Source organism: Planctomyces sp. SH-PL62 (assembly GCF_001610895.1).
Taxonomy (GTDB): Bacteria; Planctomycetota; Planctomycetia; order Isosphaerales; family Isosphaeraceae; genus Paludisphaera.
Genome location: NZ_CP011273.1, coordinates 3567234 through 3589559, shown reverse-complemented (window position 1 = coordinate 3589559; position 22326 = coordinate 3567234). Strand labels below are relative to the sequence as shown.

Annotated in this window: 13 protein-coding genes and 1 pseudogene; 7 read left to right on the top strand and 7 right to left on the bottom strand. The window is 70.6% G+C overall.

The genetic code is table 11. The features are described from left to right. A complete protein-coding gene (locus tag VT85_RS13940; protein ID WP_068416185.1) occupies nucleotides 1-2994 on the top strand; it encodes a glycosyl hydrolase family 38 in 2994 nt (997 codons plus the stop codon). A gap of 433 nt (nucleotides 2995-3427) precedes the next feature. After that, the gene (locus VT85_RS13935; protein WP_197490697.1) at nucleotides 3428-9580 is read left to right on the top strand and encodes an alpha-2-macroglobulin family protein; all 6153 of its coding nucleotides are present in this window, start codon (nucleotides 3428-3430) and stop codon (nucleotides 9578-9580) included. A gap of 194 nt (nucleotides 9581-9774) precedes the next feature. Here VT85_RS13935 and VT85_RS13930 read toward each other — a convergent pair whose 3' ends face one another. The 3 genes from VT85_RS13930 to VT85_RS13920 all read right to left on the bottom strand — a co-directional run bounded on the left by VT85_RS13930 (nucleotide 9775) and on the right by VT85_RS13920 (nucleotide 12064). Further along, a complete protein-coding gene (locus tag VT85_RS13930) occupies nucleotides 9775-10773 on the bottom strand; it encodes an aldo/keto reductase (RefSeq protein ID WP_068416179.1) in 999 nt (332 codons plus the stop codon). Between the two features lie 100 nt (nucleotides 10774-10873). Beyond that, the gene (locus VT85_RS29680) at nucleotides 10874-10999 is read right to left on the bottom strand and encodes a hypothetical protein (RefSeq protein WP_255376937.1); all 126 of its coding nucleotides are present in this window, start codon (nucleotides 10997-10999) and stop codon (nucleotides 10874-10876) included. A gap of 276 nt (nucleotides 11000-11275) precedes the next feature. Then, the gene (locus VT85_RS13920; RefSeq protein WP_068416175.1) at nucleotides 11276-12064 is read right to left on the bottom strand and encodes a ThuA domain-containing protein; all 789 of its coding nucleotides are present in this window, start codon (nucleotides 12062-12064) and stop codon (nucleotides 11276-11278) included. A 133-nt stretch (nucleotides 12065-12197) separates the two neighbouring features. On the opposite strand from VT85_RS13920, the gene VT85_RS13915 reads away from it, so the two are divergent. After that, nucleotides 12198-12773 (top strand): hypothetical protein, encoded by a 576-nt coding sequence (locus VT85_RS13915; protein WP_068416172.1) that lies wholly within the window; start codon nucleotides 12198-12200, stop codon nucleotides 12771-12773. Nucleotides 12774-12793: 20 nt separating this feature from the next. Next, nucleotides 12794-13363 carry a hypothetical protein gene (locus VT85_RS13910; protein WP_068416169.1) on the top strand — a complete coding sequence of 190 codons (570 nt, stop codon included), beginning with the start codon at nucleotides 12794-12796 and terminating at the stop codon, nucleotides 13361-13363. Here VT85_RS13910 and VT85_RS13905 read toward each other — a convergent pair. The 4 genes from VT85_RS13905 to VT85_RS28545 form a co-directional block, all read right to left on the bottom strand. Then, nucleotides 13357-15045 (bottom strand): glycosyltransferase family 39 protein, encoded by a 1689-nt coding sequence (locus VT85_RS13905; protein WP_068416166.1) that lies wholly within the window; start codon nucleotides 15043-15045, stop codon nucleotides 13357-13359. The genes VT85_RS13910 and VT85_RS13905 overlap by 7 nt on opposite strands. Before the next feature lie 87 nt (nucleotides 15046-15132). Further along, nucleotides 15133-15477: a hypothetical protein gene (locus tag VT85_RS13900; protein ID WP_068416164.1), complete on the bottom strand. Its 345-nt coding sequence runs from the start codon at nucleotides 15475-15477 to the stop codon at nucleotides 15133-15135. 33 nt (nucleotides 15478-15510) lie between these two features. Next, entirely contained in the window at nucleotides 15511-16554 is a 1044-nt protein-coding gene (locus VT85_RS13895; RefSeq protein WP_197490696.1) for a Gfo/Idh/MocA family protein, read from the bottom strand. Between the two features lie 273 nt (nucleotides 16555-16827). Continuing rightward, the gene (locus tag VT85_RS28545) at nucleotides 16828-19980 is read right to left on the bottom strand and encodes an SDR family oxidoreductase (protein WP_197490695.1); all 3153 of its coding nucleotides are present in this window, start codon (nucleotides 19978-19980) and stop codon (nucleotides 16828-16830) included. A gap of 202 nt (nucleotides 19981-20182) precedes the next feature. Here VT85_RS28545 and dtd point away from each other — a divergent pair, with 202 nt between their 5' ends. From dtd to VT85_RS29200, 3 genes and pseudogenes are all read left to right on the top strand, one after another. Beyond that, on the top strand, nucleotides 20183-20632 hold the full coding sequence (dtd, locus tag VT85_RS13885) for a D-aminoacyl-tRNA deacylase (RefSeq protein ID WP_068416156.1): 450 nt from the start codon (nucleotides 20183-20185) through the stop codon (nucleotides 20630-20632). A 164-nt stretch (nucleotides 20633-20796) separates the two neighbouring features. Next, nucleotides 20797-21819, top strand: a pseudogene (locus VT85_RS13880) (FGGY family carbohydrate kinase); the annotation flags it as partial. Then, nucleotides 21729-22316: an FGGY-family carbohydrate kinase gene (locus VT85_RS29200; protein ID WP_231871524.1), complete on the top strand. Its 588-nt coding sequence runs from the start codon at nucleotides 21729-21731 to the stop codon at nucleotides 22314-22316. The pseudogene VT85_RS13880 and the gene VT85_RS29200, both read left to right, overlap by 91 nt. Nucleotides 22317-22326 lie beyond the last annotated feature (10 nt).

The following is a 22326-nucleotide window of genomic DNA, read 5'->3' as shown; positions in this document are numbered from 1 at the left end:
ATGAGCACGCCCGACGCCGCGCCGAACGAGCCCGCCCCCGAGTCGCCCTCCGGCGTCTTCGAGCCCTACACCGAGCCCCCCGCCCCCGAGCCGGTACCGGAAGCTCCCCCCGCCCCCCCCCGGACCGGATGGACGCTGACGGCCCTGATCCCCGACGCCGGCAAGGAGCCCTCGGCGGGCCTCACCGACGCCGAGGCCCAGGCCGCCTGGTGCGCCGTGACGGCCCTGTGGCACCCGTCGCTGCTGGCGAAGGCCGCGGCCACGCCCCGCATCGAGTCGATCACCGCCCCCACGCCGCCGGGCCCGGACGAGGTCCGCCTCGCGGTCGACGGCCTGCTCGACCGGCTCCCCTCGGGCTACCGGACCCAGGCCGAGGAATCCGGCGCGATCCTCCTCGAATCGAGCCCCGACCGCGACCGGACGATCCGGGAGCTTCAGGAACGGCTCGGCCTCGGCGAGCCGAGCGGAGACGCCGCGCTCGAGGCCTCGGCCCGCGACTTCCTGGCGCTGGGCCTGGTCCGCTGGATGGTCCGCGACCTCGCCGCCGCGATGGGACGGCCGGACGCGATCAACGAGGACGCCCTGGCCCGCGAGGCCCTCGCCGCCGCCGACGCCTGGGCGGCCGGCGACGCCGACGCGGTCCCCGGCCGGCTCAAGGCCGCCTTCGAGATCCTGACCCAGGCTCGCGAGCACGTCTATTCGGTCGACGCCTACCTCGTCGACCTCTGCCTGCTCGACCCCGCCCTCCCCGCCGGCGCGATCGCCACGGCACTGGAGACGAACGTCCCGATCACGTTCCTGGCCCAGGCCCAGGCGATCGAGGTCCAGGCGAAGCTCGACCCCGACGTCATCCCGGTCCTCGGCCAGGCGATCACCGACGGCTGGGTGGACGTCGCCGGCGGGACGTACGCGGAGGCCGAGGACCCGATCCTGCCGATCGAGTCGACGCTCTGGCAGTACCGCCGCGGCGCCGAGGTCTACCGCGAACACCTGGACGACCGGAACGTGGAGACCTACGCCCGCCGCCGGTTCGGGCTCTGGCCCCAGGTGGCGCAGCTCGGCCGCCGCCACGGCTACCGCTTCGCCGTCCACTTCGCGCTCGACGGCGGCCGGTTCCCGGTCCGCCGGGAACCGAAGCGGCTGTGGGAGAGCCCCGAAGGGTCCACCCTGGAGGCCCTCTTCCGGCTGCCGATCGCGGCCGACCGGCCGTCGCAGGGGCTGATGTTCCCGTGGAAGCTGGCCGCGACGATGCGCACCGACATGGTCGCGACGCTGCCGCTGGTCCACTGGCCGTCGCCGGTGGCCTCCTGGTACGTCGACCTCCGCCGCGCGGCGACGATCTCGCCGGTCTTCGGCCGCTGGGCCACGCTCAACGACTACTTCCAGCTCACCGACCGCCCCTACGAGACGTTCCGACCCGAGCCCGACGCCTACGCCTCGCCGTTCCTGGCGCAGGCCGCCGCGAGCCGCGATCCCGAGCCGATCGCGCGGTTCGCCCGCCACCACCGGCTCCGCGCCCGGCTGGAGGCCGTCCACTGGCTGCGGACCCTGGCGCGGGCCGTCGACGCCTCGCATCCCGACGCCGCCGCCATCGACCCGGAGGCGGTCCGGACCGAGCGGGAGGCGATCGAGGAAGCCGAGGCCGCGATCGAGACCCGCCGCCACGACGAGGCCGCGACGGCCCTCGACGCGCTCGAAGCGCAGTGGACGGCCGCGCTGGCCCGGAGCATCGGCTTCGGCGCCGAGCCGAAGGCCGACGCCCGTCCCGGCTACCTCGTCTTCAACCCGCTGGACGTGCCGAGGAAGGTCGCCGTCGTGCTGCCGGGGGCGTCCCCCGACCTGCGTCCCGAGGGGCCTTTGATCGCCGCGCAGCTCATCGACGAGGGGGTCGCGGCGGTCGTCGACCTGCCCGCCTTCGGCTTCGCCTGGGTCCCCCGCGACACCGACCCGGAACGGCCCGCGGCCGAGCAGGGCAAGGTCTCGGCCAGCGGGAACGTGCTCAAGAACGAGACCATCGAGGTCGAGTTCGACCAGGAGTCGGGCGGCCTTCGCGGCGTCCTGGCGATCGGCGAATCGACGGCCAGGCTCGCCCAGCAGGTCGTCGTGACCGGGCTCGACGGGGCCGACGGAAAGCCGGCCGCCTCGCGGATGAAGCGCGAGTCGTTCGAGGTCGAATACGCCGGGCCGGCGGTCGTGCAGGCCGTCGCCACCTCGCAACTCGTCGACCCGACGAGCGGCAAGGCCCTGGCGCGCGTCATCCAGCGCTGTCGGCTCTGGGTCGGGCGGCCGGTCGTCGAGCTGGACGTGAGCGTCCGCGAACTCGACCCGATCTGGGCCGAACGGGCCGCCGAGACCGACCCGTGGTCGCGACACCTGGCCTGCCGATGGGCCTGGCCGGACGCCACCTCGATGGTCCGTCGCCTGGCGTTCCTCGCCCCCGAGACGACCGACTCCGAGCGCCCCGAGACGCCCGACGCGATCGACGTCTCCACCCGCCGCCAGCGCACCGCGATGGTCTTCGGCGGCCTCCCCTATCACCAGCGGGCCGGCGGCCGGATGCTCGACACCCTGCTCGTCGCCGGCTCCGAGACCGGGCGCGACTTCCAGCTGGCCGTGGTGCTCGACTCCGAGCATCCCCACCGGGCCGCCCAGGAGTTCGTCACCCCCGCGATCGTGATCGAGACCGACGCCGGCCCGCCGCCCCTGGGCGACCGCGGCTGGCTCTTGCGGACCGACAGCCAGGCCGTCGCCGTCACCCACGTCGGCTTCCTCCACGAGACGTATGACGAGCGCGGGTGGGGGATCGACGTCCACCTCGTCGAGACCGCCGGCTACCACGCCCGCTGCCGCCTCCGCTTCTTCCGCAACCCCACCTGGGCCCGCCAGTACGACCTCCAGGGCGACGCGCAGGGCGACCTCTCCGTCGACGGCGACGGCGTCTGGCTCGACCTCATGGCCGGCGAACTGTACCGCGTCGTCGTGGCGTTCGGATGAGCTGAAATCCGCCAGTCGCACCCACCGCCGATTGGGTTCGCTCGCGTCATCCCGCGAGCGAACCCAATCGACGCAAATCCATATCCAATCGAAATTTAAATCGGATATTCCGATCACCGAATTGGCTTCGTTCGGCGTTTTTCATCAACGCGCGTCGCCTCACGCCGCCCGAGTCCGATCACTCTTCAACCGTTGCCGCGCGCAGCATCCCCTGACTGGATGATGCGACGTGTTCTCGAAATGCAAACGCGGAATCCGACGCGGCGTCCGGGCTCGTCCGGCCTGGCGAGCCCCACGTCCGTCATCACGGCTCCCTTCGGCGGCTTTCCCTAAGAAACCTCGACCGGCGTCGTCTATCATAGGAAGAGGGCGCCACTCCGGCAGGGAACGCCGACTCCGAATCCCGACCGTCTCGCGCGAGGCCGAAATGAAAATGTTCACCTTCGCTCTGCTCGCCGCCACGGCGTCTCTGGTCGTACTCGGCGGCGCGGTCGTCGGGTTCCCGGGCGCGGAACCTCCTCAGGCCCGGTCCAAGGCCGAGGCGGACGCCCTGATGGGCCAGGGGAATTTCAAGGACGCCTATGACGCCTACCGGGTCCTGGCCCTGGCGGCCGGGACCGATCCGGCCGAGGTCGAGGACTCCCTGAAACGGGGCCTCGAATGCCTGGCGCGGCTGGGCCGGCCCGACGAGTCGGACGAGTTCCTGGAGGCTGCGCTCGCCGTGAGGAAGGGAGACGCCCGGACGGCGATCGCCGTGGCCTCCTGCTACATGGACTCGATCAGCCACCAGGGCTTCGTCGTCGCGGGCGAGTTCTCGCGAGGCCGCCAGCGGCGGCAGGACGGCCGCTACGTCGACGCCTCCGAGCGCGACCGCGTCCGGGCCCTGCAACTCCTGACGGGATCGTTCGACGCCGTCCGGGCCGACCCCGACCGCGCCCGCGCCGGGCGGTTCTTCCAGACCCTGGCTCGCGCCCTGGCCTGGGGGCGGCACCCCGGAACGGCCTGGCGATTCCAGAGCCTGACGGCGCTCGACGCCCTGCCCGACTTCGAGGAGGGATATCGGTTCATGGGGGGCTGGGGAGGCTCGCAGACCGGCGCGCCGGTGGACGCCGAGGGCTCGCCCGTCTATTACCACGTCCCCGAGGGATTCGACAAGGCCGCCAACGACGGCGAGCGCTGGCGATGGGCGCTGGCGCAAGCGGTCGAGGCCGACGCCGAGTTGCTCAACGCCGTCCGCATGACGCTGGCCGACTTCGCCCTCAGCCAGTTCGGCCCCCAGACCCTGGGCGGCGGCCCCGAGCCCCTGTTCGTCGACGAGGACGGCGACGGCGAGCCCGACGCCCCCACGACGAGCATCTACGCCCTGGAGACCCTCAAGGACGACGAGACGGTCGCCCGGCTCGCCTCGGGGATCAAGCGGTTCACGCTCCCCGACGAGTTCAACCCGATCAAGATCTACCAATCCATCCTCGACGACCCCAAGACCGGCTGGGCCCAGGACGCGACGAACGCCCTGGCGGGGCTGTTCGAGAACCGCCGCCAGTTCGTCCGCGCGGCCGAATACTGGAAGCTCGCGAGGTCCAAATACGGCGACCCCGACGGGACGTATCAGCAGCGGCTGGCCCAGATCGAGGCCCCGTGGGGCCGGTTCGAGCCCGCCTCGACCCACCCCGCCGGCCGCGGCGCGACCTTCGATTTCAGCTTCCGCAACGGCCGCAAGGTCCATTTTGAAGCCCATCGCATCCTCGTCGACAAGCTCCTCAAGGACGTCAAGGACTACCTCAGGAGCCGCCCCGCCGAGGTCGACTGGCAGCGGACCGACGTCAACGAGGTCGGCGCGCGGCTCGTCTCGCAGAACCAGGCCCAGTACCAGGGCGAGTCGGTCGCCCGGTGGGACATGGATCTCGACCCCCCGGCCGACCACTTCGACCGGCGAATCACCGTGACGGCCCCGCTCCAGACGGCCGGCGCGTATCTGGTCACGGCGCGGATGGAAGGGGGCAACGTCGGTCGGATCGTCGCCTGGATCGACGACACCGTGCTCGTCCGCAAGCCGATGAGCGGCCGATCGTTCTACTTCGCGGCCGACTCCCGTACCGGCGCGCCGGTCGCCGGCGCGGACGTGAATCTGTTCGGCTGGCGCGTCCGGCAGATCGACGGCGGCCGACGTTTCCAGGTGGATGTCAAGGAGGAGGCCGGCAAGACCGACGCCAACGGCCAACTCGTCGCCGCCGTCGCCCAGACCGACCTGGAGGGCGGGATGTTCCAGTGGCTGGCGACCGCCCGGACCGCCGAAGGCCGGCTCGCCTACCTGGGCTTCACGCCCATCTGGGGGCTCGGCGAGCCCCAGGAAATCTACGACCAGGTCCGGGTGTTCACGATCACCGACCGCCCGGTCTACCGCCCCGGCGGGCCCGTGAAGTTCAAGTTCTGGATCGCACGCTCCCGCTATGACCAGGAAGGCGGCTCCGAGTTCGCCGGCCGCGAATTCCTCGTCGAGATCAACAACCCCAGGGGCGAGAAGATCTTCAACAAGGCCCTGACCGCCGACGCCTTCGGCGGCCTGGCCGGGGAGTACGAGCTGCCCTCCGACGCCGCGCTCGGGGTCTACGCCGTCAACGTCGTCAACCAGGGCGGGGGGACGTTCCGGGTCGAGGAGTACAAGAAGCCCGAGTTCGAGGTGAAGGTCGACGCCCCCGACAAGCCCGTCGCCCTGGGGGAGAAGGTCAAGGCGACGATCAAGGCCGACTATTACTTCGGCGGCCCCGTCACGCAGGCGACGGTCAAGTACAAGATCACGCGGCGATCCGCCGACGACCGCTGGTTCCCCGTCGACCGTTGGGACTGGCTGTACGGCTCGGGCTACTGGTGGTTCGCGTCCGACTACTCGTGGTATCCCGGCTGGAACACCTGGGGGATGCGGGCGCCGTCCCCCTGGTGGTGGCACCGCCCCGAGGGGCCGCCGGAGGTCGTCGCCGACGCCGAGGTGGCGATCGGGCCCGACGGCAAGGTCGAGGTCGAGATCGACACCGCCTTCGCCAAGGCCGCCCACCCCGACCGCGACCACCGGTACGAGGTCCAGGCCGAGGTGACCGACCAGTCGCGCCGCACGATCGTCGGGAGCGGCGAGGTGCTGGTGGCGAGGAAGCCGTTCACCGTCTACACCTGGGTCGACCGCGGCCACTACCGCGCCGGGGATACGATCCAGGCCGAGGTCCGCGCCCAGACGCTCGACCACAAGCCGGTCGTCGGCGAGGGGACGCTCCGGCTCCTGAAGGTGACGTACCAGGCCGACGGCAAGCCGGTGGAGACGCCGTTGGAGACCTGGCCCCTGAAGCTCGACGCCGACGGCCGAGGCTCGCAGCCGATCAAGGCCGCCGAGCCGGGCCAGTTCCGGATCTCGGCCACGGTCGACGACGGCCAGGGCCACACGATCGAAGGGGGATACCTGCTGACCGTCGCCGGCGGGGGCTTCAACGGCGCGAGCTACCGGTTCGGCGACCTGGAGATCATCCCCGACAAGAAGGAGTACAAGGCGGGCGAGAAGGTCCGCCTGCTCATCAACACCGACCGGGCCGACTCTACCGTCCTCCTCTTCGTCCGCCCGTTGAACGGGATCTACCCCGTCCCGTCCACGTTTCGGATGCGCGGCAAGACCGAGACGGTCGAGCTGGACGTGGCGACGGCCGACATGCCCAACCTGTTCGTCGAGGCGATGACGGTCTCCAACGGCAAGGTCCACGACCAGGCCCGCGAGATCGCCGTGCCCCCCGAGTCTCGGGTCTTGAACGTCGAGGTCAAGCCCTCGCAGGAGACGTACAAGCCGGGCGAGAAGGCCCGGCTCGCGCTCAAGCTCACCGGCCCCGACGGCCAGCCGTTCGTCGGCTCGACGGTCCTGACGGTCTACGACAAGGCCGTCGAGTACATCTCGGGCGGATCGAACGTCGGATCCATCAAGGACGCCTACTGGAAGTGGAAGCGGTCGCACGACCCCCGGACCGAATCGAGCCTCGACCGGCGGTTCTCCAACCTGCTCAAGGATCAGGAGACGCCGATGCTCGACCTGGGCGTCTTCGGCGGCGGCCAGGCCCCCGGCCGCGGCATGGGCGGCATGATGGGTGGCATGGGTGGCATGGGAGGAGGCATGGCTCGCGGGATGGCGATGGCGATGGCGCCTGAGGCGGCGCCCGCTCCCGTGATGGCCGGTGGTCGGTTGGAGATGGCGAAGACCGCCCAGGTGATGGCGGACTTCGATCAGGCGGCCCCACCTCCGGGCGGGGGCGAGGCCGGGCCGGCCCCGGCCGTGCGGACCAACTTCGCCGACACGGCCTACTGGGCCGCCGCGATCGAGACCGGGCCCGACGGCGCCGCCGAGCTGGAGTTCCCGGTCCCCGACAGCCTGACGACCTGGAAGGCCCGCGCCTGGACCCTGGGCGCCGGCACCCGCGTGGGCCAGGCCGAGGCCGAGTTCGTCACCTCCAAGGACCTGCTCGTCCGGCTCCAGGCCCCCCGGTTCTTCGTCCAGAAGGACGAGGTGGTCCTCTCGGCCGTGGTCCACAGCAAGCTCAAGGAGGCGAAGTCCGTCCAGGTCGCGCTCGAGCTGGAAGGCGGCGTCCTGGAGCCGCTCGCCGAGACCTCCAAGACGATCGAGCTGGCCGCCGGCGGCGAGGCCCGCGTCGACTGGCGCGTGAAGGTCGCGCACGAAGGTCAGGCCGTCGTCCGCATGAAAGCCCTGGCCGACTCGGACTCAGACGCCGCCCAGATGACCTTCCCGGCCTACGTCCACGGCATGCTCAAGATGGAGGCGATCGCCGGGACGATCCGGCCCGAGGAGTCCGAGGCGAAGGTGACGATCCGGGTCCCCGCGGAGCGTCGGCCCGAGCAGACCCGGCTCGAAGTCCGCTACTCGCCGACCCTCGCCGGGGCGCTTGTGGACGCCCTCCCCTACCTCGTCGACTATCCTTACGGCTGCACCGAGCAGACCCTCAACCGCTTCCTGCCGACGGTCATCACCCAGAAGGTCCTGATCGACCTGGGGGTCGACCTGAAGGCCGTGCAGGCCGCGCACACCAACCTCAACGCCCAGGAACTGGGCCCCAACCGGCCCCGCTTCCAGGGCGACGCCCAGCGCAAGAAGAATCCGGTGTTCGACCTCGACGAGGTCGTCAAGATGTCCCGCGCCGGGCTCGACCGCCTGGCCGACATGCAGCTCTCCGACGGCGGCTGGGGCTGGTTCTCCGGCTACGGCGAGCGGTCCTACGCCCATACCACGGCGCAGGTCGTCCACGGCCTCCAGATCGCCCGCCGCAACGACCTGGCCCTGGCCGAAGGGATGCTCGAACGGGGCGTCGCCTGGCTCACCAATTACCAGGCGGAGCAGGTGAATCTGCTGAAGAACGGCCTGACCGAGACCAAGCCCTACAAGAAGTCCGCCGACGAGCTGGACGCCCTCGTCTTCATGGTCCTGGCCGACGCCGACGTCCGAACGCCCGGCATGCTGGAGTTCCTGGAGCGCGACCGCCCCGGACTCTCGGTCTACGGCAAGTGCCTGTACGGCCTGGCCCTGCACAAGTTCGGCGAGGCCGACAAGCTGGCGAAGGTCCTCCAGAACGTCGCCCAGTTCGTCGTCGAGGATGAGGAGAACCAGACCGCCTGGCTGAAGCTCCCCAACGAGGGCTTCTGGTGGAACTGGTACGGCAGCGAGACCGAGACCGGCGCCTTCTACCTCAAGCTCCTCGCCCGGACCGACCCCAAGGGGCGGCTGGCCTCGCGGCTGGTGAAGTACATCCTCAACAACCGCGAGCACGGCGCGTACTGGAAATCGACCCGCGACACGGCCTACAACATCGAGGCCCTAGCCGACTATCTCAAGGCCAGCGGCGAGGACAAGCCGAACCTCTCGCTCGCCATCGCCGTCGACGGCGAGACCCGCAAGGAGCTGACGATCACCCCGGCGAACCTGTTCAGCTTCGACGCGTCCCTCGTCCTCGAAGGCGCGGAGCTTGATTCCGGAGAGCACGTGATCTCGTTCGTCAAGAAGGGATCGGGTCCGCTTTACTTCAACACCTATTTGACCAACTTCACCCTCGAAGACCCGATCACCCGCGCGGGGCTGGAAGTGAAGGTCGACCGCAGGGTCTACCGGCTGATCCGCGACGACAAGGCGGTGGACGTGGCCGGAGGCCGCGGCCAGGCGGTCTCCCAGCGGGTGGAGAAGTACCGTCGCGAGCCGCTGGTCGACGGGGCGACGCTCAAGAGCGGCGAACTGGTCGAGGTCGAACTCGCGATCGACTCCAAGAACGATTACGAGTACCTGATCTTCGAGGACTTCAAGGCCGCCGGCTTCGAGGCCGTCGAGGTCCGCAGCGGCTACAACGGCAACGACCTGGGCGCGTACGTCGAGTTCCGCGACGAGCGCGTCGCCTTCTTCGTCCCCAGCCTCTCGCGCGGCCGGCACAGCGTCGCCTACCGCCTCCGCGCCGAGATCCCCGGCAAGTTCCACGCCCTCCCCGCCCGCGCCCAGGCCATGTACGCCCCGGAGCTGAAGGGGAATTCGGACGAGATCCGGCTGGAGGTCGCGGACTGACCGGCGCCGCCCCCCGCGAGAAAATATAGATATACTGGCACGACCATGCCTTCCCCCTGGTGGGGGGGGCGGCCGCCGGGTGAGGGGGACCGTCATCGCGGACGAGCCGAAACGCCGACGGCTCGCGACGATCCCCGGCGCGAGCCGCCTTCCGGCAAGGCGGCGACGGCTCGCGCGGGACGGTGGGAGCGAGATCAGGTCAGCGGGTCGCCGTAGGCCGTCTTCCATTCGGGGGAGGCGGCGAGTTGGAGGCCGAGGCGGGCGAGTTCCTGCTCCTCCTCGGGAGAGAAGGGCTTGTACGCGGCGACGGCCGCGGCGGCCTTCTCCAGCTCGGCGACGCCGTCGACGCCGATGACGGCGACAGCCAGGCCCGGGATCGAGAGCGCGTAGCGCACGGCCTGGTCGTAGTGCTTGTCGTCCATCTTGAAGCCGGCGTCCGATCCCTTGGCGCCGCCGAGGACCTTCATGGCGACGAGGCCCAGGTTCATGTGCCGGGCGCGCGACCAGACCTTGTGTTCGAAGTCGTAGTTGTGGCGGACGATGAAGTTGACGGCGTTCATCAGGACGTCGATCTCGCCCGAGTCCATCGCCGCGTGGAAGCGGCTGGGGTGCAGGTGGCCGCTGGCGCCGATGAACCGCACCAGGCCCTCTTTCTTGGCCTCGCGGAGCGCTCCCATCGCCCCCTTGTCGCCGAAGACCAGCTTGTCGTCGCCCCAGATGTTCGAGTCGCCGAAGTTGTGCAGGTGGACTAGGTCCACGTGGTCGGTCTGGAGCATCTTGAGGCTGTGGCGGAGCGACTTCCAGGTCCCCTCGTAGGTGGCGTCGGGCGTCTTGGTGACGAGGAAGACCTTGTCGCGGACCTCCTTGTCGCGGAGGGTCGGCCCCATCTTCTCCTCGGCGGTCCCGTAGGCGGGCGCGGTGTCGAGGTAGTTGACGCCCAGCTCCAGGGCGCGGCGGATCGTGGCGCCGACGTCGTCGGGCGTGACCTTTTCGCGGTTGAAGTAGGCGCAGCCGATGCCCATCCTGGACACCTTCGCCCCGGTCCGCCCCAGGACGACCTGGGGGATGGGGCCGGTCGCCGCGTCGTCGCCCCGCGCGGCGGTGGTGGACGTGGCGGTCAGGGCCGCGCCGCCGAGGACGGCCCCGGCCCCGACGAAATGCCGTCTCGAGATCGTCGAATCCCTGGATTCCATACATGCCTCCGGTTTGGCGCCTGTCTGGGGCCCGGCCCGGCTCTCACGACGCCGGGGGCCTCGTTCCAACCCATCGTATCAGGTCCGTCCGGAGGTCTCGTCAGACTTCCAGCCAGTCTTCCTCATCGCGGGGCTTGGTCGGGAGACGCTGCGGTCCGTGGTCGAACCACTGGACCAGCCCGCAGCGCTCGCAAATCAAGGTCGTCGCGACGCGGGGCCTGTTCAACCGAGCCCATCCCTCCGAGAATCGAGCCCCGCCGCAGTGGGGGCAGGCGAGCGTTCGACCGCCGGCCGAGTAGGACGAAGGATTCCACCCTTCGACGAACGACCTCCTGGCACGCTTCAAATCGCCCCAGATCGAATTCCTGGCACGCCTCAGCCCTTCCCAGACGCCCATACGCCCCTCCTCCGATGGCGACGCCACGCCTTCATTCGGGGCGGGGTGGCGCGGCGAGTGTCCGCTTCGCTCGATCCCGTCGCGGCGCCTGCGCCGATTCAGCCTTTATTCGCCGGGAGCGGGTCGCTTATTGGCGGCGACCCAGTCGATCCCCTGGAGGACCAGCTTCCCGAAGTCCGGGTTCCGCAGCGGGTCGTCCTTGTCCGGGCCGAAGTCGCGGTGGCCGAAGACGGTGTGGAAGACGCGGCCTTCGCCGTACGTCCGGGTCCAGGCGACGGGCCAGTCGACCCCCTCGTACTCGACGACGGCCAGCGGCTTGAGGTCGGGCTCGGCCTGGAGGTGGTAGTACAGCTCGTCGTTCAGCTTGAAGTCGTGGAGGCCCTGCGCGACGGGGCTCGACGGGTCGACGAGGCGGACGGTGTACTCCCCCTTGCGGACCTTGCCGTCGGGGAGGCCGAAGTGGGAGAAGACGGCGCCGAGCATCGGCTTCCATTCGGGCTCCCAGTCGGCCGGCGCGTTGTCGGCGCCGTGGATCGAGACGTAGCCGCCGCCCCCCCGGACGTAGGCGAAGAGCGCCTCCTGCTGCCCCTTGGTCATCTTGAATTCGGGGTCGCGGCGATCCGACAGGCCGATGACCAGGTCGTACTTGGCCAGAGCGGGGGTCTCCAGGACGGCGGCCTCCTCGGTCTGCGTGACCTCGTACCTGCCGGTGTCTTCCAGCGCGGCGCTGAGGTAGAATGCCTGATCGCGATACCCGTGGTGCTGCCGCTGGCCGCCGGAGAGCAACAACACCTTGGCGCCGTCCGGGGCCTTCTTCTGGGCGGTCGCGGGGGCGCACCAGCTCCCGGCGAGGATCAAGAACGTGCAGGTCCGGGCGATCGCGGTCCGAGTCATGACGGCGCTCCTTGGCGAGCCGGGGGTCGAGTCGATTCGAGTCGAGATCCGAAAGCCAGGTCAGCGTATTCGCAATCCCGGGGCGTCGCAAGCGGCGGCGTCCCCCGACAGGCGTGAACAGCGAGGCCGAGACATGAATTTCGTACGTTCCACGGCGGCCCGGCGGTGGTCGACCCTCACGGCCGGCCTGGCCGCGGTCGCGCTCCTCCTGGGTGCCGACGATCCCAAGCAGAAGATCGAGGCCCGCGGCCTGAATTTCCAGGCCCCGGCGAGCTGGAAGACGGTCCCGACCACTTCGCAGATGCGCGCCGCGCAGCTCCGGGTGGAGCCCGTCGAAGGAGACGACTTCCCGGCCGAGCTGGTCGTCTACGTCTTCCCCGGCGGCGCCGGCTCGGTCGACGCCAACGTCGAGCGCTGGCAGAAGCAGTTCAAGGGCGCCGACGGCAAGCCCCCCAAGGTCGAGACCAAGAAGGTGAAGGCCAAGGGCGTGGAGGCCTCGCGCGTCGAGATCGCCGGCCACTACCACCCGACGGCCTTCCCGGGCATGCCCGCCGAGCCCGACCGCCCCGAGGCCCGGCTCCTGGGCGCGATCGTGATCACCGACAAGTACGGCTACTTCCTCAAGATGGTCGGCCCCGACAAGACCATGAAGGCGATCACCCCCGACTTCGACGAGCTGGTCTCCACCCTCGAAGCGGGCGCGAAATGAACCCGGAAGGGGCCTGAGCGATGTCGTCCGCGACGATCGTCTGCGCGCGTTGCACGTCGGCGAATTACGGGACGGACCGCTTCTGCGCGGGCTGCGGGCTGCCGATCGGCGGCGCGCAGCCCGACGCCGACGCGGGCTCCGACGCCCTGGGACCCTATGAAACCCCCGAGCCGACCGACCCCGACGTCGGCCGCGCGATCCAGCAGTTCCTGACCCGCTCCGGCGCCCCGCTCTCCCCTTCGGGACGGGGATGGAGGACCACCGTCCTCCTCGGCGGCCTCGACCGACGTCAGGCCGTCTACATCGGCCCCGGCGGGATCGACGCCGAGGGCCGCTCGCTCGTCGCCTTCGTCTCGGTCTGCGGGCCGGTCGTGGAGCGCGACTGCCGCAACCTGCTGAAGCTCAACGCCCGGACGACCGACGGCTGCTTCGCCATCCGGGTCCTCCGCGGCGAGGAGTATTTCGTCTTCGTCGAGAACCTTCCCGTCGACTCGCTCGCCTCGCTCGACGCCGGCGACCTCCTCCGCCGCATCGCCGCCGCGGCCGACGGCCTCGAAGGCCGCCTCTCGCGCGGGGGCGACATCTACTGAGACGCCGGCCCGCGCCTCGCGTCGGCCGCCCGATAGATCGCGATCGTCGAGTCGTCCGTCAGGGCGACGGGGGCGACGCCGTCGAGCGATCGGAAGAACCCGTCGGGGCCCCAGGCGCCGAACTGGAGCGACGCCGAAACGGCGACGAACGGCGTCGTCGCATCTTCGACGCGGGTCGGCGGCGACTGGCCCTCGTCGGCGTTGATGACGTGGTGCACGCCCTCGACGCCGTAATACGACGGGTCGACGTCGCCGAAATAGAAGAGCGTCAGGTCGCGGAGCTCGGGCCGCTCGCGCTGGAGACGCACGAGCGAACGGAGCCCCTGGCCCCAGTCGAGGTTCGAGTCGGCCAGGATCCGCCGGCCTCCCGTGCGACCGCCCGCGATCGCGTTGAAGTACGTCAATTCGTCGGGATGGACGCTCGCCACGGCCGCCGCCTGGCCCAGCAGCGCGACGGCCAGGACGACCCGGCGGAACCTGCCGAGGCGCGGTCGATCGTCTCCCTCGTCGTGAGCGTCGGCGCCGTCGCCTCGGGCCAGCCGCGACAGCCAGACGACGGCGAGCGGGGCCATCGGCAGCAGGTAGCGGACCCCGTAGTTCCGCGACGATCCGACCGACGCGGCGGCCATGAACAGCAAGGCCGCCTGGAGCAGCATCCGATCCGGGGCCTTTGTCAGGCAGCCTCGCAGGCCGTCGATCCGCACCCGGCAGGCCGCGAGCAGCCAGAACGTCAGCGGGACTTTCACGACCATCGCCACGAGGTAGTAGTACCGCCAACCCCCCAATCGGCGCTCGCCCAGCAAGTAGCCCGGCCCCCCCGACGCCTGATGCCGCACCTGCGCGGCGAACCCCACCAGATCCTGGGGGATCGGCGTCTCGTAGAGCCGAGAGACGAGCGAGCCCAGCGGGCCGAACCAGGCCGAGGCGCTGGGGTGGTCGCCCGACGTCGGGCTCAGCGGGAGCGTCGCGAAGCCCGTCAGGGCGAAGTCGCTCGCCAGCAGGGCGGCCACATACGCCGCCATCCCGGCCGCCATCCCTCCGGTGCGCCGCAGTCGGGCCGCGAAAGCCTCGTCCCGCGAGAGTCCGTCCAGCCACCAGATCACGCCGAGGATCGGCGGGTAGAGCACCACCGTGAACTTGCACGAGAACGCGACCCCGGCCATCGCCGCCGACGTCCAGAACCAGCGGCGACGGCGCGTCGTCAGGAAGCGCTGGAAGGCCAGGAACGATCCGGCGGTCGCCACGGTCACGGGCATTTCCATCGTCACCAGCGCCCCGTGCGCGATCAGATTCGGGCTCAGCGCGTAGAGCCAGGCGGCGAAGGCCATCGCCCAGGGCCCGTTCAGCCTCCGAGCCCACCAGGCGACGAGGCCGAGCCCCAGCAGCCAGATCCACGACGCGCCGATCCTCGCCAGCGGGAGCAGCTCGGCCTGGCGGCGGGGCTGGTCGACGATCAGCTCGCCCCGGCCCAGCAGGTCGAGCGCCCAGAAGACGGGCGCCTGCTGGAGCTTCCAGAACAGGATCGGCGAGCCCATGCGGGTGATCCCGACCTGGTCCCCTTCGCACCACCACCGCGAGCCGGCGTTCAGGTAGGTGGTCTCGTCGTACGTCGCCGAGGATGCGATCGCGGCGTGCCAGACGAGAAGCAGGCCGACGACGGCCGCTGCGGCGGTCCAGAACATCGGCCGTCGATCATGGTCATTTCTTGAGGAGGCTATGGGCACGTCTGGATCCTGCTCAGGCATGTCGGCTTCGCGCGTCCGACCGCGTCATTCCGGCTCGGGGGGATCTTCGGGCATCGAGAGCCAGGGGTGGCGACCGTAGTAATCGTACTTCCGGCGCATGGCTTCGTGCCACTTGCCCTTCTCGGTCGTCATCCCGATGTAGGCGGGCCCTTGTTCGGTGAGGATCAACGCCCCATCCATACCGGCGTGACCGGAGTGTTCGAGGGCGATCTCCAGGAGCCGGTTCCGCCGCCTGGCCAGCCCGACGCCCACGCCGAACAGGACGGCGACCACCGCAACGGCCAGGATCAGGTTGCGAACCGTGAGCCCGATTCGGAACCGGAGCCTGCGGAGGACGCGAGCCACGGCCGTCCGGAACGAGATGTACACCTTCCGATCCTCCTCCAGGGCCCGGTTCGGGGATCAGCTCGGCGGCGAATCCGGGCGAGGGACGACGCCCCCCCCAGACTGGCCTCGTTCCATGTCGCGGACGAGCCGGGCGATCTCCAGCGCGTCCCGGATCGTGGGCGCGGACGGGTCTCCCTGGTGGACGAGACGGTGGAACTGCTTGTTGAGCACGTCGCCCACGGTGGGCTCCGGGGCGAGGCGTTCCTCGTGGGCGCCATCGGCGTCCCACCACTGGATCCGGTCGGGCGGCTCCAGCCATGCGACCCCGCGTTCGGCGAAGACCTGGACGCCCGCCGGAGGGAGGAATCGGACGGCCTCGCCCCATTCCTCGCGATGGTAGCGCCCATAGGAGAGCTGGGCCGTCGCCCCGCCGGGGAAGACGGCCGTGAAGCTCTCGAAATCCGGCGCGTCGCCGCGAGACGGCAGCACGACCGAGCGGGCCGACGCGATCGAGGTCGGCGGGGAGCCGAGGACGAACGCGCACCAGTCGAGCAGGTAGCTCCCGGGGTCGACGGCCAGGGGGGCGGGGACGAGCTGGGAGGTCGGGCCGGGCAGGGCGTATCGGTCGAAGTCGGAGAGGCGGGAGTGGCCGACCACGAGCCTGGGCTTCCCCAGCTTCGTCGCGAGCAGCTCCCGGAGCCGCTGCGTGGCCGGGTAGCAGCGGCGGGCGAATTCGGGCATGAAGACGACCCCGGTCCTCTCCACCCGCGCCGCCAGCCGCTCCAGCTCCGGCAGGTCGCCGGAGAGCGGAAGGGCGCAATAGACCGGCTTGCCGGCCTCGCAGGCCAGGTGCGCCGCATGCAGGCCGAACCACTGGGGGGAGAGGAGATAGACGACGTCGACGTCGGACCGCTCGATCAGGCTCGACAGTCCCTCGCAGGCGACGCAGCCGAGCTGGGCCGCCTCGATCTCGGCGCGGCGGGCGACCTGGTCGTAGACGGCCGTGACGCGGAAGCGGTCGCGAAGGCGTATGAGCGACGGTTTGTGGCGGCTCTCCCAGAGGCGGCCCGGGCCGACGACTCCCACCCGAAGCCGTTGCGGTCTCGACGCGTCTTCCAAGTCCCGCCTCCTCGTCCCCCGCCCCGCCGCCACGCCACCGGACGGCCGCCTCCCGGCCCCGGCCGTCGCCCCCAAAGGTTATCACCTCCACGCCCGCCCGGCCACCCGGATCGACCGCCCGGCCCGGGGGCCGCTCGAACTCGCAGCCCGGGCGGCCGGGCCTTCTCGGAATGGAGACCGGCCCGGCCGCCCCCCTCGCATGGTGCGGGGGCACGGCCGGGCCCGACGGAATGGTCGACCGCTCGGCGGCGGCGATCGCGCCGGCTCTCGACGTCAGATCTCCTGGTGGTGCGGGCGGATGCTGACCTCCACCACGTCGCAGCGCTTCGGCTGGGTGAGGCAGTAGTAGACGCATGCGGCGATGTCTTCCGCCTTGAGCATCTCTCCTCGGTCCGCCTTGGCCGCGTGCGTCTCCTTGGCCGGCTGCATGTCGCTGCCGACGGCCCCGGGCTGGATCAGCGTCACCTTGACGCCGTGCGCGTTGACCTCCTTGCGGAGCGCCTCGCTGAAGCCCTGGATGCCCGCCTTGGTGGCGACGTAGACCGAGCTGCCCGTCTCCCGGACGTCCGCGCTCATGGAGCCGATGTTGACGATGTGGCCCGATCCGGCCTCCTTCATCCGGGTCACCGCCTCCTGCGCGCAGGCGAGGTAGCCGATCAGGTTGGTGCGGATTACGTACTCCCAATCTTCGCGGGCCTGGTCGACGATGCTCCCGGCGCCGAGGGCCGCGTTGTTCACCAACACGTCCAGGCCCCCCAGGACGCGGTCGGCCTCGGCGAAGACCCTCGCCACGTCCTCCCGCTTCGTGACGTCGGCGGTCAGGCCGTGGACCTCCCCGCCCGCCTTGCGAAGGTCGGCCATCGCGTCGGCGAGCTCCGGCTCGTGACGCCCGAAGACCAGGACCCTGGCCCCCCGCGCCGCGAGCAACAGCGCGATGGCGCGGCCGATGCCGGTGGTCCCGCCGGTGACGACCACCGCCTTGCCGGCGACCACCTCGGGGACGTCGTCAAGCTGCGTGTTCTTCTTCATCGTCGTCCTCCTCGTCCTGGCGTGTGTCGAGATGCAAGCGGGCTCACGGTTGGGGATGCTCGCGAGGGCTCGCCGTGGCCCGCCTGCCCCCGCCTTCTTCCCGGCGCTTCGGGCCCGGCCTCGGCGACGATTCGCCGACGTCTCGCCGACCTCCTCGCTGCGCTCCCACTCCAGGGTCGCTTCGGCGTCGCCGGGAAGGTCGAAGACGAGGCAGCCGAACTCGGTGCGACGTGCCTCGACCGCGCCTCGGCCTTCCACCGTGATCCGGGCCTCGGGCATCGGCGTGGTGTGGTCCGCCACCACCCAGGCCTGCCAGGTGCAGCGGCGGTCGCCGAGCGCCCGGAAGCGGGCCGTACCCCCGCGCGGCGTGGCCTCGATCTCGGGCCCCTGGATCGGGTAATTGCAGTGCAAGCCGAGGGCCGACCCTTGCAGCTCGTAGCCGTGCCGGGTCACGAAGACGAAGGGGGCCGCCGCCCCGTACACCTCCTGGCCGACCGTGCCGGCGCTGGTCCATCCGTCGTAGAGATCTTCCAGAGGGATCGAGAGCTGGCGGTTGAGGTGGCCCGACCGGGGCTTCTCCGCCAGGACGTCCGCCGGCAGCTCGCTCGGATAGTGATACCACGCCCGGTCGATCAGGTACTTGCAGTATTCCGGGAGCAGCACCCGCGCCGCGGGATGCACGTCGTCGCCGGCCTCGCGAAGGTAGTCGTGGAACGCGGCCAGCACCTCCAGCTCCTCGTACATCGCCAGGTAGCGCGCGTCCTGGAGAGGTGGCAGGCCGAGGAAGGTGCTGTAATGCCGGGCGTGGCCGTAGTCGCACTCCCAAAGCCAGAAATTCTTGACGAGGTTCGCCAGGCAGACCAGGCTGAGGTCGCGGAACGACTCGTCGCCCGTCTCGCGCCAGAGCCGCAGCAGCCCTCCGGCGCCGAAGCTGGTGTTGTTGAACTGGTAGCCGAGGCGGAAGCCGAGGCCGCGCAGGGCCTGGGCCGACCGGACCGCCTCGTCGAGGAAACGGCGCTCGCCGGTCAGGTCCCACGCCAGGAGCATGACGTGCGCGTACTGGGCGCCGACGTCGTTCTCGCCCCCTTCGCCGGGCGTCGCCTCGGCCTTGATGATCTCCAGAGTGTGCGTGTCGTAGAAGACGGGCCAGCGGTATTCGAACCGCTGCGCGACGCGCACGCCGTACTCGATCGAATCGAGGAACAACCGCTTCGCCGTCTCGTCGCCGCCGTGCCCCAGGCGGCCGAGGTTCAGATAGGTATGATAGAGATACCAGGAGTCCATGATGCGCGGCCCCATGTGCTCCTCCTTGCCCTCCAGGAGCCGCTCCTCGCCGGGCAGCCAGCGGACGACCGTGCCGATCTCGGGGTCGAAGAAGGTCGGCAGGTTCGCCCTCAGCGCGTCGATCAGCGGGATCTCCCGGTCCCGCGACCGGGCGTACTCGACCAGCGGGACCAGGACCGCCAGTTGCACCATGCTCTCCGGCGGTCGGTCGTCGGCGCCGACGTAGGCGAGCAGGTAGCGGTGCCCCTGCTTCTCCACGGCGCATTCCGGCGAATGCGTCAGCGAGGCGAGCGTCTCGTCGAGCCGCCGCGACCAGTCGCGATGGATCGGCTCCGGCCGGGGGAGGGCGAGGTAGATCTCGGCGTAGAGGTCGAGGAACTGGCGAGCGGCGGCGAGGTCGTCGTCCGGGGGCTCGGGGGCCGGCAGGACGTACGCGTCGGACAGGACGACCTCTCGCCCCGCCCCAAGCGGCTTGGCGGCCGTCGGCGGCGCGAAGCCCAGCTCCGGCCACGAGCCGCCGACCCGGTCCGCCGGCGACGCGCCGGTCTGCTCGCAGTAGTCGTTCAGGGAGGTGAAGTCCTGGACGTAGAGGAAGGAGCTTGCCTCCGGGCGGGTCGTCGACGCGTACAGCAATCCCCCCTTCGGTCCCTTCTGCGCCGCATGGACGATCCCCCGCGTGTTCAGCGGGTCGCCCGCCTCGTCGATCGGGAAGACGTCGCGGGGCCAGTAAGGGAGCACCAGATCCGTGGCCGGGAGCAGGGACGTCTTCCAGTGCAACACCCGCCGTGAACCGGCCGGCAGCTCGACCCGGACCCTCAGCACGCCGACGGCGGTGTCGAGCCGGGCGTCGAGCGTCGAGTCGTCGCTCCGCTCCACGACCAGGCTCGACCCTCCGGGCGCGTAGGCCGCGCAGAAAGCCACCCGGGCGCCGGACGGCCAGGACGCCAGGATCCAGAGCGAGGCCCCGGCGTGGCGCACCTCGAAGGTGCAGCCGCCCGCCTTCGCGCGAAGGAGCGGATCGCCGTCGAGCTTGCGCAGCTCGTCGCGCAGGAGCAGCAGCCACGGGCTGACGCCGACCACAGGGCTCTCATCGGCGATTCTCGATTCCACCACGTCCATTCCCTCCTCTCTTACGACCCTCAGATCGCCGCACGGCCCGCAGAGATCGGCCCACGCAAACGGCATACCCACTCGTCCCGACCGCGTCCGAGCCCGACGTCGCGGGGGTTCCGGGCACTCCCTACCGCGCGGGCTTCGGGACGGCTAAGATGTCCGGCGTTTCGATGATCCGTGCTTGCGAAGGAGCCTGCGTGGGATGCGAGCCGTCGTGCAACGCGTGTCGCGAGCCTCGGTCGAGGTCGAGGGCGAAATCGTCGGGGAGATCGGCCGGGGCTGGCTGGTCCTGCTGGGGGTCGCCCGCGAGGACGCCCCGGAGGACTCCGCCCGCCTGGCCGAGAAGATCCTGAACCTCCGCGCCTTCGAAGACGAGGCCGGCAAGATGAACCGCAGCGTCGTCGACGTCCGGGGAGGACTGCTGGTCGTCAGCCAGTTCACCCTGATGGCCGACTGCCGCGCCGGGCGTCGTCCCGGTTTCAGCGACGCCGCCGATCCCCAGACCGCCGAGACGCTCTACCTGGACTTCGCCAGGCGCGTCGGCGAGTCCGGGCTCGACGTCGCCACCGGGGTCTTCCGGGCGGATATGAAGGTCGCGCTCGTCAACGACGGCCCGGTGACGTTCCTGCTCGACAGCCGCCGCCAGTTCTGACATCGTTCGCCGAAACTCAAGGTCCTTCCCCCCTCGCGGGGAAGGTGGCCCGAAGGGCCGGATGAGGGGGAAGACGAGCACGAACACCGTCGGATCGGCACGCGACGCAATCCCAGCCACCTCCCCCAACCGCCTCCCCTCTCCATCGAAGACGAGACCTCCCCATGAGCAGCAAGCAACCGATCGTCCTGGGGCTCGACGTCGGCACCCAGAGCCTCCGCGCCGCCCTGGTGGACCTGAGCGGGAGGACCGTGGCCTTCGGCGTCGAGCCGATCGAGACGACCTATCCCAGGCCGAGCTGGGCCGAGCAGCACCCCCGCGACTGGTGGAACGCCGCCAAGTCCGCGACCCGGGCCGCGCTCGCCAAGGCGGGCGTCAGTCCCGATCAGGTGGTCGCGATCGGCCTGGACTGCACGGCCTGCACGGTCGTCGCCTGCGACCTGGACGGCGCCCCCCTGCGTCCCGCCCTGCTCTGGATGGACCAGCGGGCCTTCCGAGAGGCCGACGAGATCAGCGCGACCGGCGACCCGGTGCTCCGCTACGTGTCGGGCCGGGTCTCGCCCGAGTGGATGCTCCCGAAGGCCCTCTGGCTGAAGCGCAACGATCCCGAGACGTTCGCCCGAGCCGATCGGATCGTCGAGTGCACCGACTGGATGATGCACCGGCTGACCGGCGCGTGGACGCTCTCGCTGAACCACCTGGCGGTGAAGTGGAACTACGCCCGCCCCGACGGCGGCTGGCCGCTCGCCATGATCGCCGCGGTCGGCCTGCACGACCTCCCGGCCAAGTGGCCCGAGGCGATCGTCCCGCTGGGCAAGGGAGACGCCGTCCTGAGCAAGTCGGCCGCCGAGGACCTGGGCCTGAAGGCCGGGACGCCCGTGGCGCAGGGGGGCATCGACGCCTATCTCGGCATGCTTGGCCTGGGCGCCACCGGCGACGGCGACGTCGCGCTCATCGTCGGCTCCAGCACCTGCCACCTGGCGCAGACCCGCGAAGGGGTTTTCGGCTCCGGCGCCGGCGGCTGCTATCCCGACGCCACCGTCGAAGGGCTCTACACCATCGAGGCGGGCCAGACCGCGACCGGCTCGATCCTGGACTGGTATCGCCGCCACTTCGCCGGCCACGAGCAGGCCGAAGCCGACGCCCGAGGCGTCAACGTCTACACCGTGCTCGACGAGAAGGCCGCCGCCGTCCCCCCGGCGCCGAGGGCCTCGTCGTCCGCGAGGACTGGCAGGGGAACCGATCCCCCTACAAGAACCCGCAGGCCCGAGGCGCGATCGTCGGCCTCTCCCTGGCCCACGGCCCCGGCCACGTCTTCCGCGCCCTTTATGAAGCGACCGCGATGGGGACCCGGCACATCCTCGACGACGCCTCGCGACACGGCCTGAAGGTCGAGCGCGTCTTCATCGGCGGCGGCGGCGCCAAGTCCCCGCTCTGGCTCCAGATCCACGCCGACGTCCTGCAGAAGCCCATCCACCTGACCCGCGAGGGCGAGTCGTGCGCGCTGGGCTCCGCGATGACCGCCGCGGTCGCCGCCGGCGTCTACAAGGACTTCGACGAGGCCGCCGGAGCCATGGTCGCCATCGAGCGCGTCGTCGAGCCCGACCCGGCGAACGCCCCGGCCTACGACGAATTGTTCGTCCGCTACGTCGACCTCTACCGCCGACTGAACGATCCCGCGTGACCCGGATTTC

Coding starts and splice junctions, on each gene's coding strand:
- VT85_RS13940 (WP_068416185.1), top strand. CDS start 1: ATGAGCACGCCCGACGCCGCGCCGAACGAGCCCGCCCCCGAGTCGCCC.
- VT85_RS13935 (WP_197490697.1), top strand. CDS start 3,428: ATGTTCACCTTCGCTCTGCTCGCCGCCACGGCGTCTCTGGTCGTACTC.
- VT85_RS13930 (WP_068416179.1), bottom strand. CDS start 10,773: ATGGAATCCAGGGATTCGACGATCTCGAGACGGCATTTCGTCGGGGCC.
- VT85_RS13920 (WP_068416175.1), bottom strand. CDS start 12,064: ATGACTCGGACCGCGATCGCCCGGACCTGCACGTTCTTGATCCTCGCC.
- VT85_RS13915 (WP_068416172.1), top strand. CDS start 12,198: ATGAATTTCGTACGTTCCACGGCGGCCCGGCGGTGGTCGACCCTCACG.
- VT85_RS13910 (WP_068416169.1), top strand. CDS start 12,794: ATGTCGTCCGCGACGATCGTCTGCGCGCGTTGCACGTCGGCGAATTAC.
- VT85_RS13905 (WP_068416166.1), bottom strand. CDS start 15,045: ATGTTCTGGACCGCCGCAGCGGCCGTCGTCGGCCTGCTTCTCGTCTGG.
- dtd (WP_068416156.1), top strand. CDS start 20,183: ATGCGAGCCGTCGTGCAACGCGTGTCGCGAGCCTCGGTCGAGGTCGAG.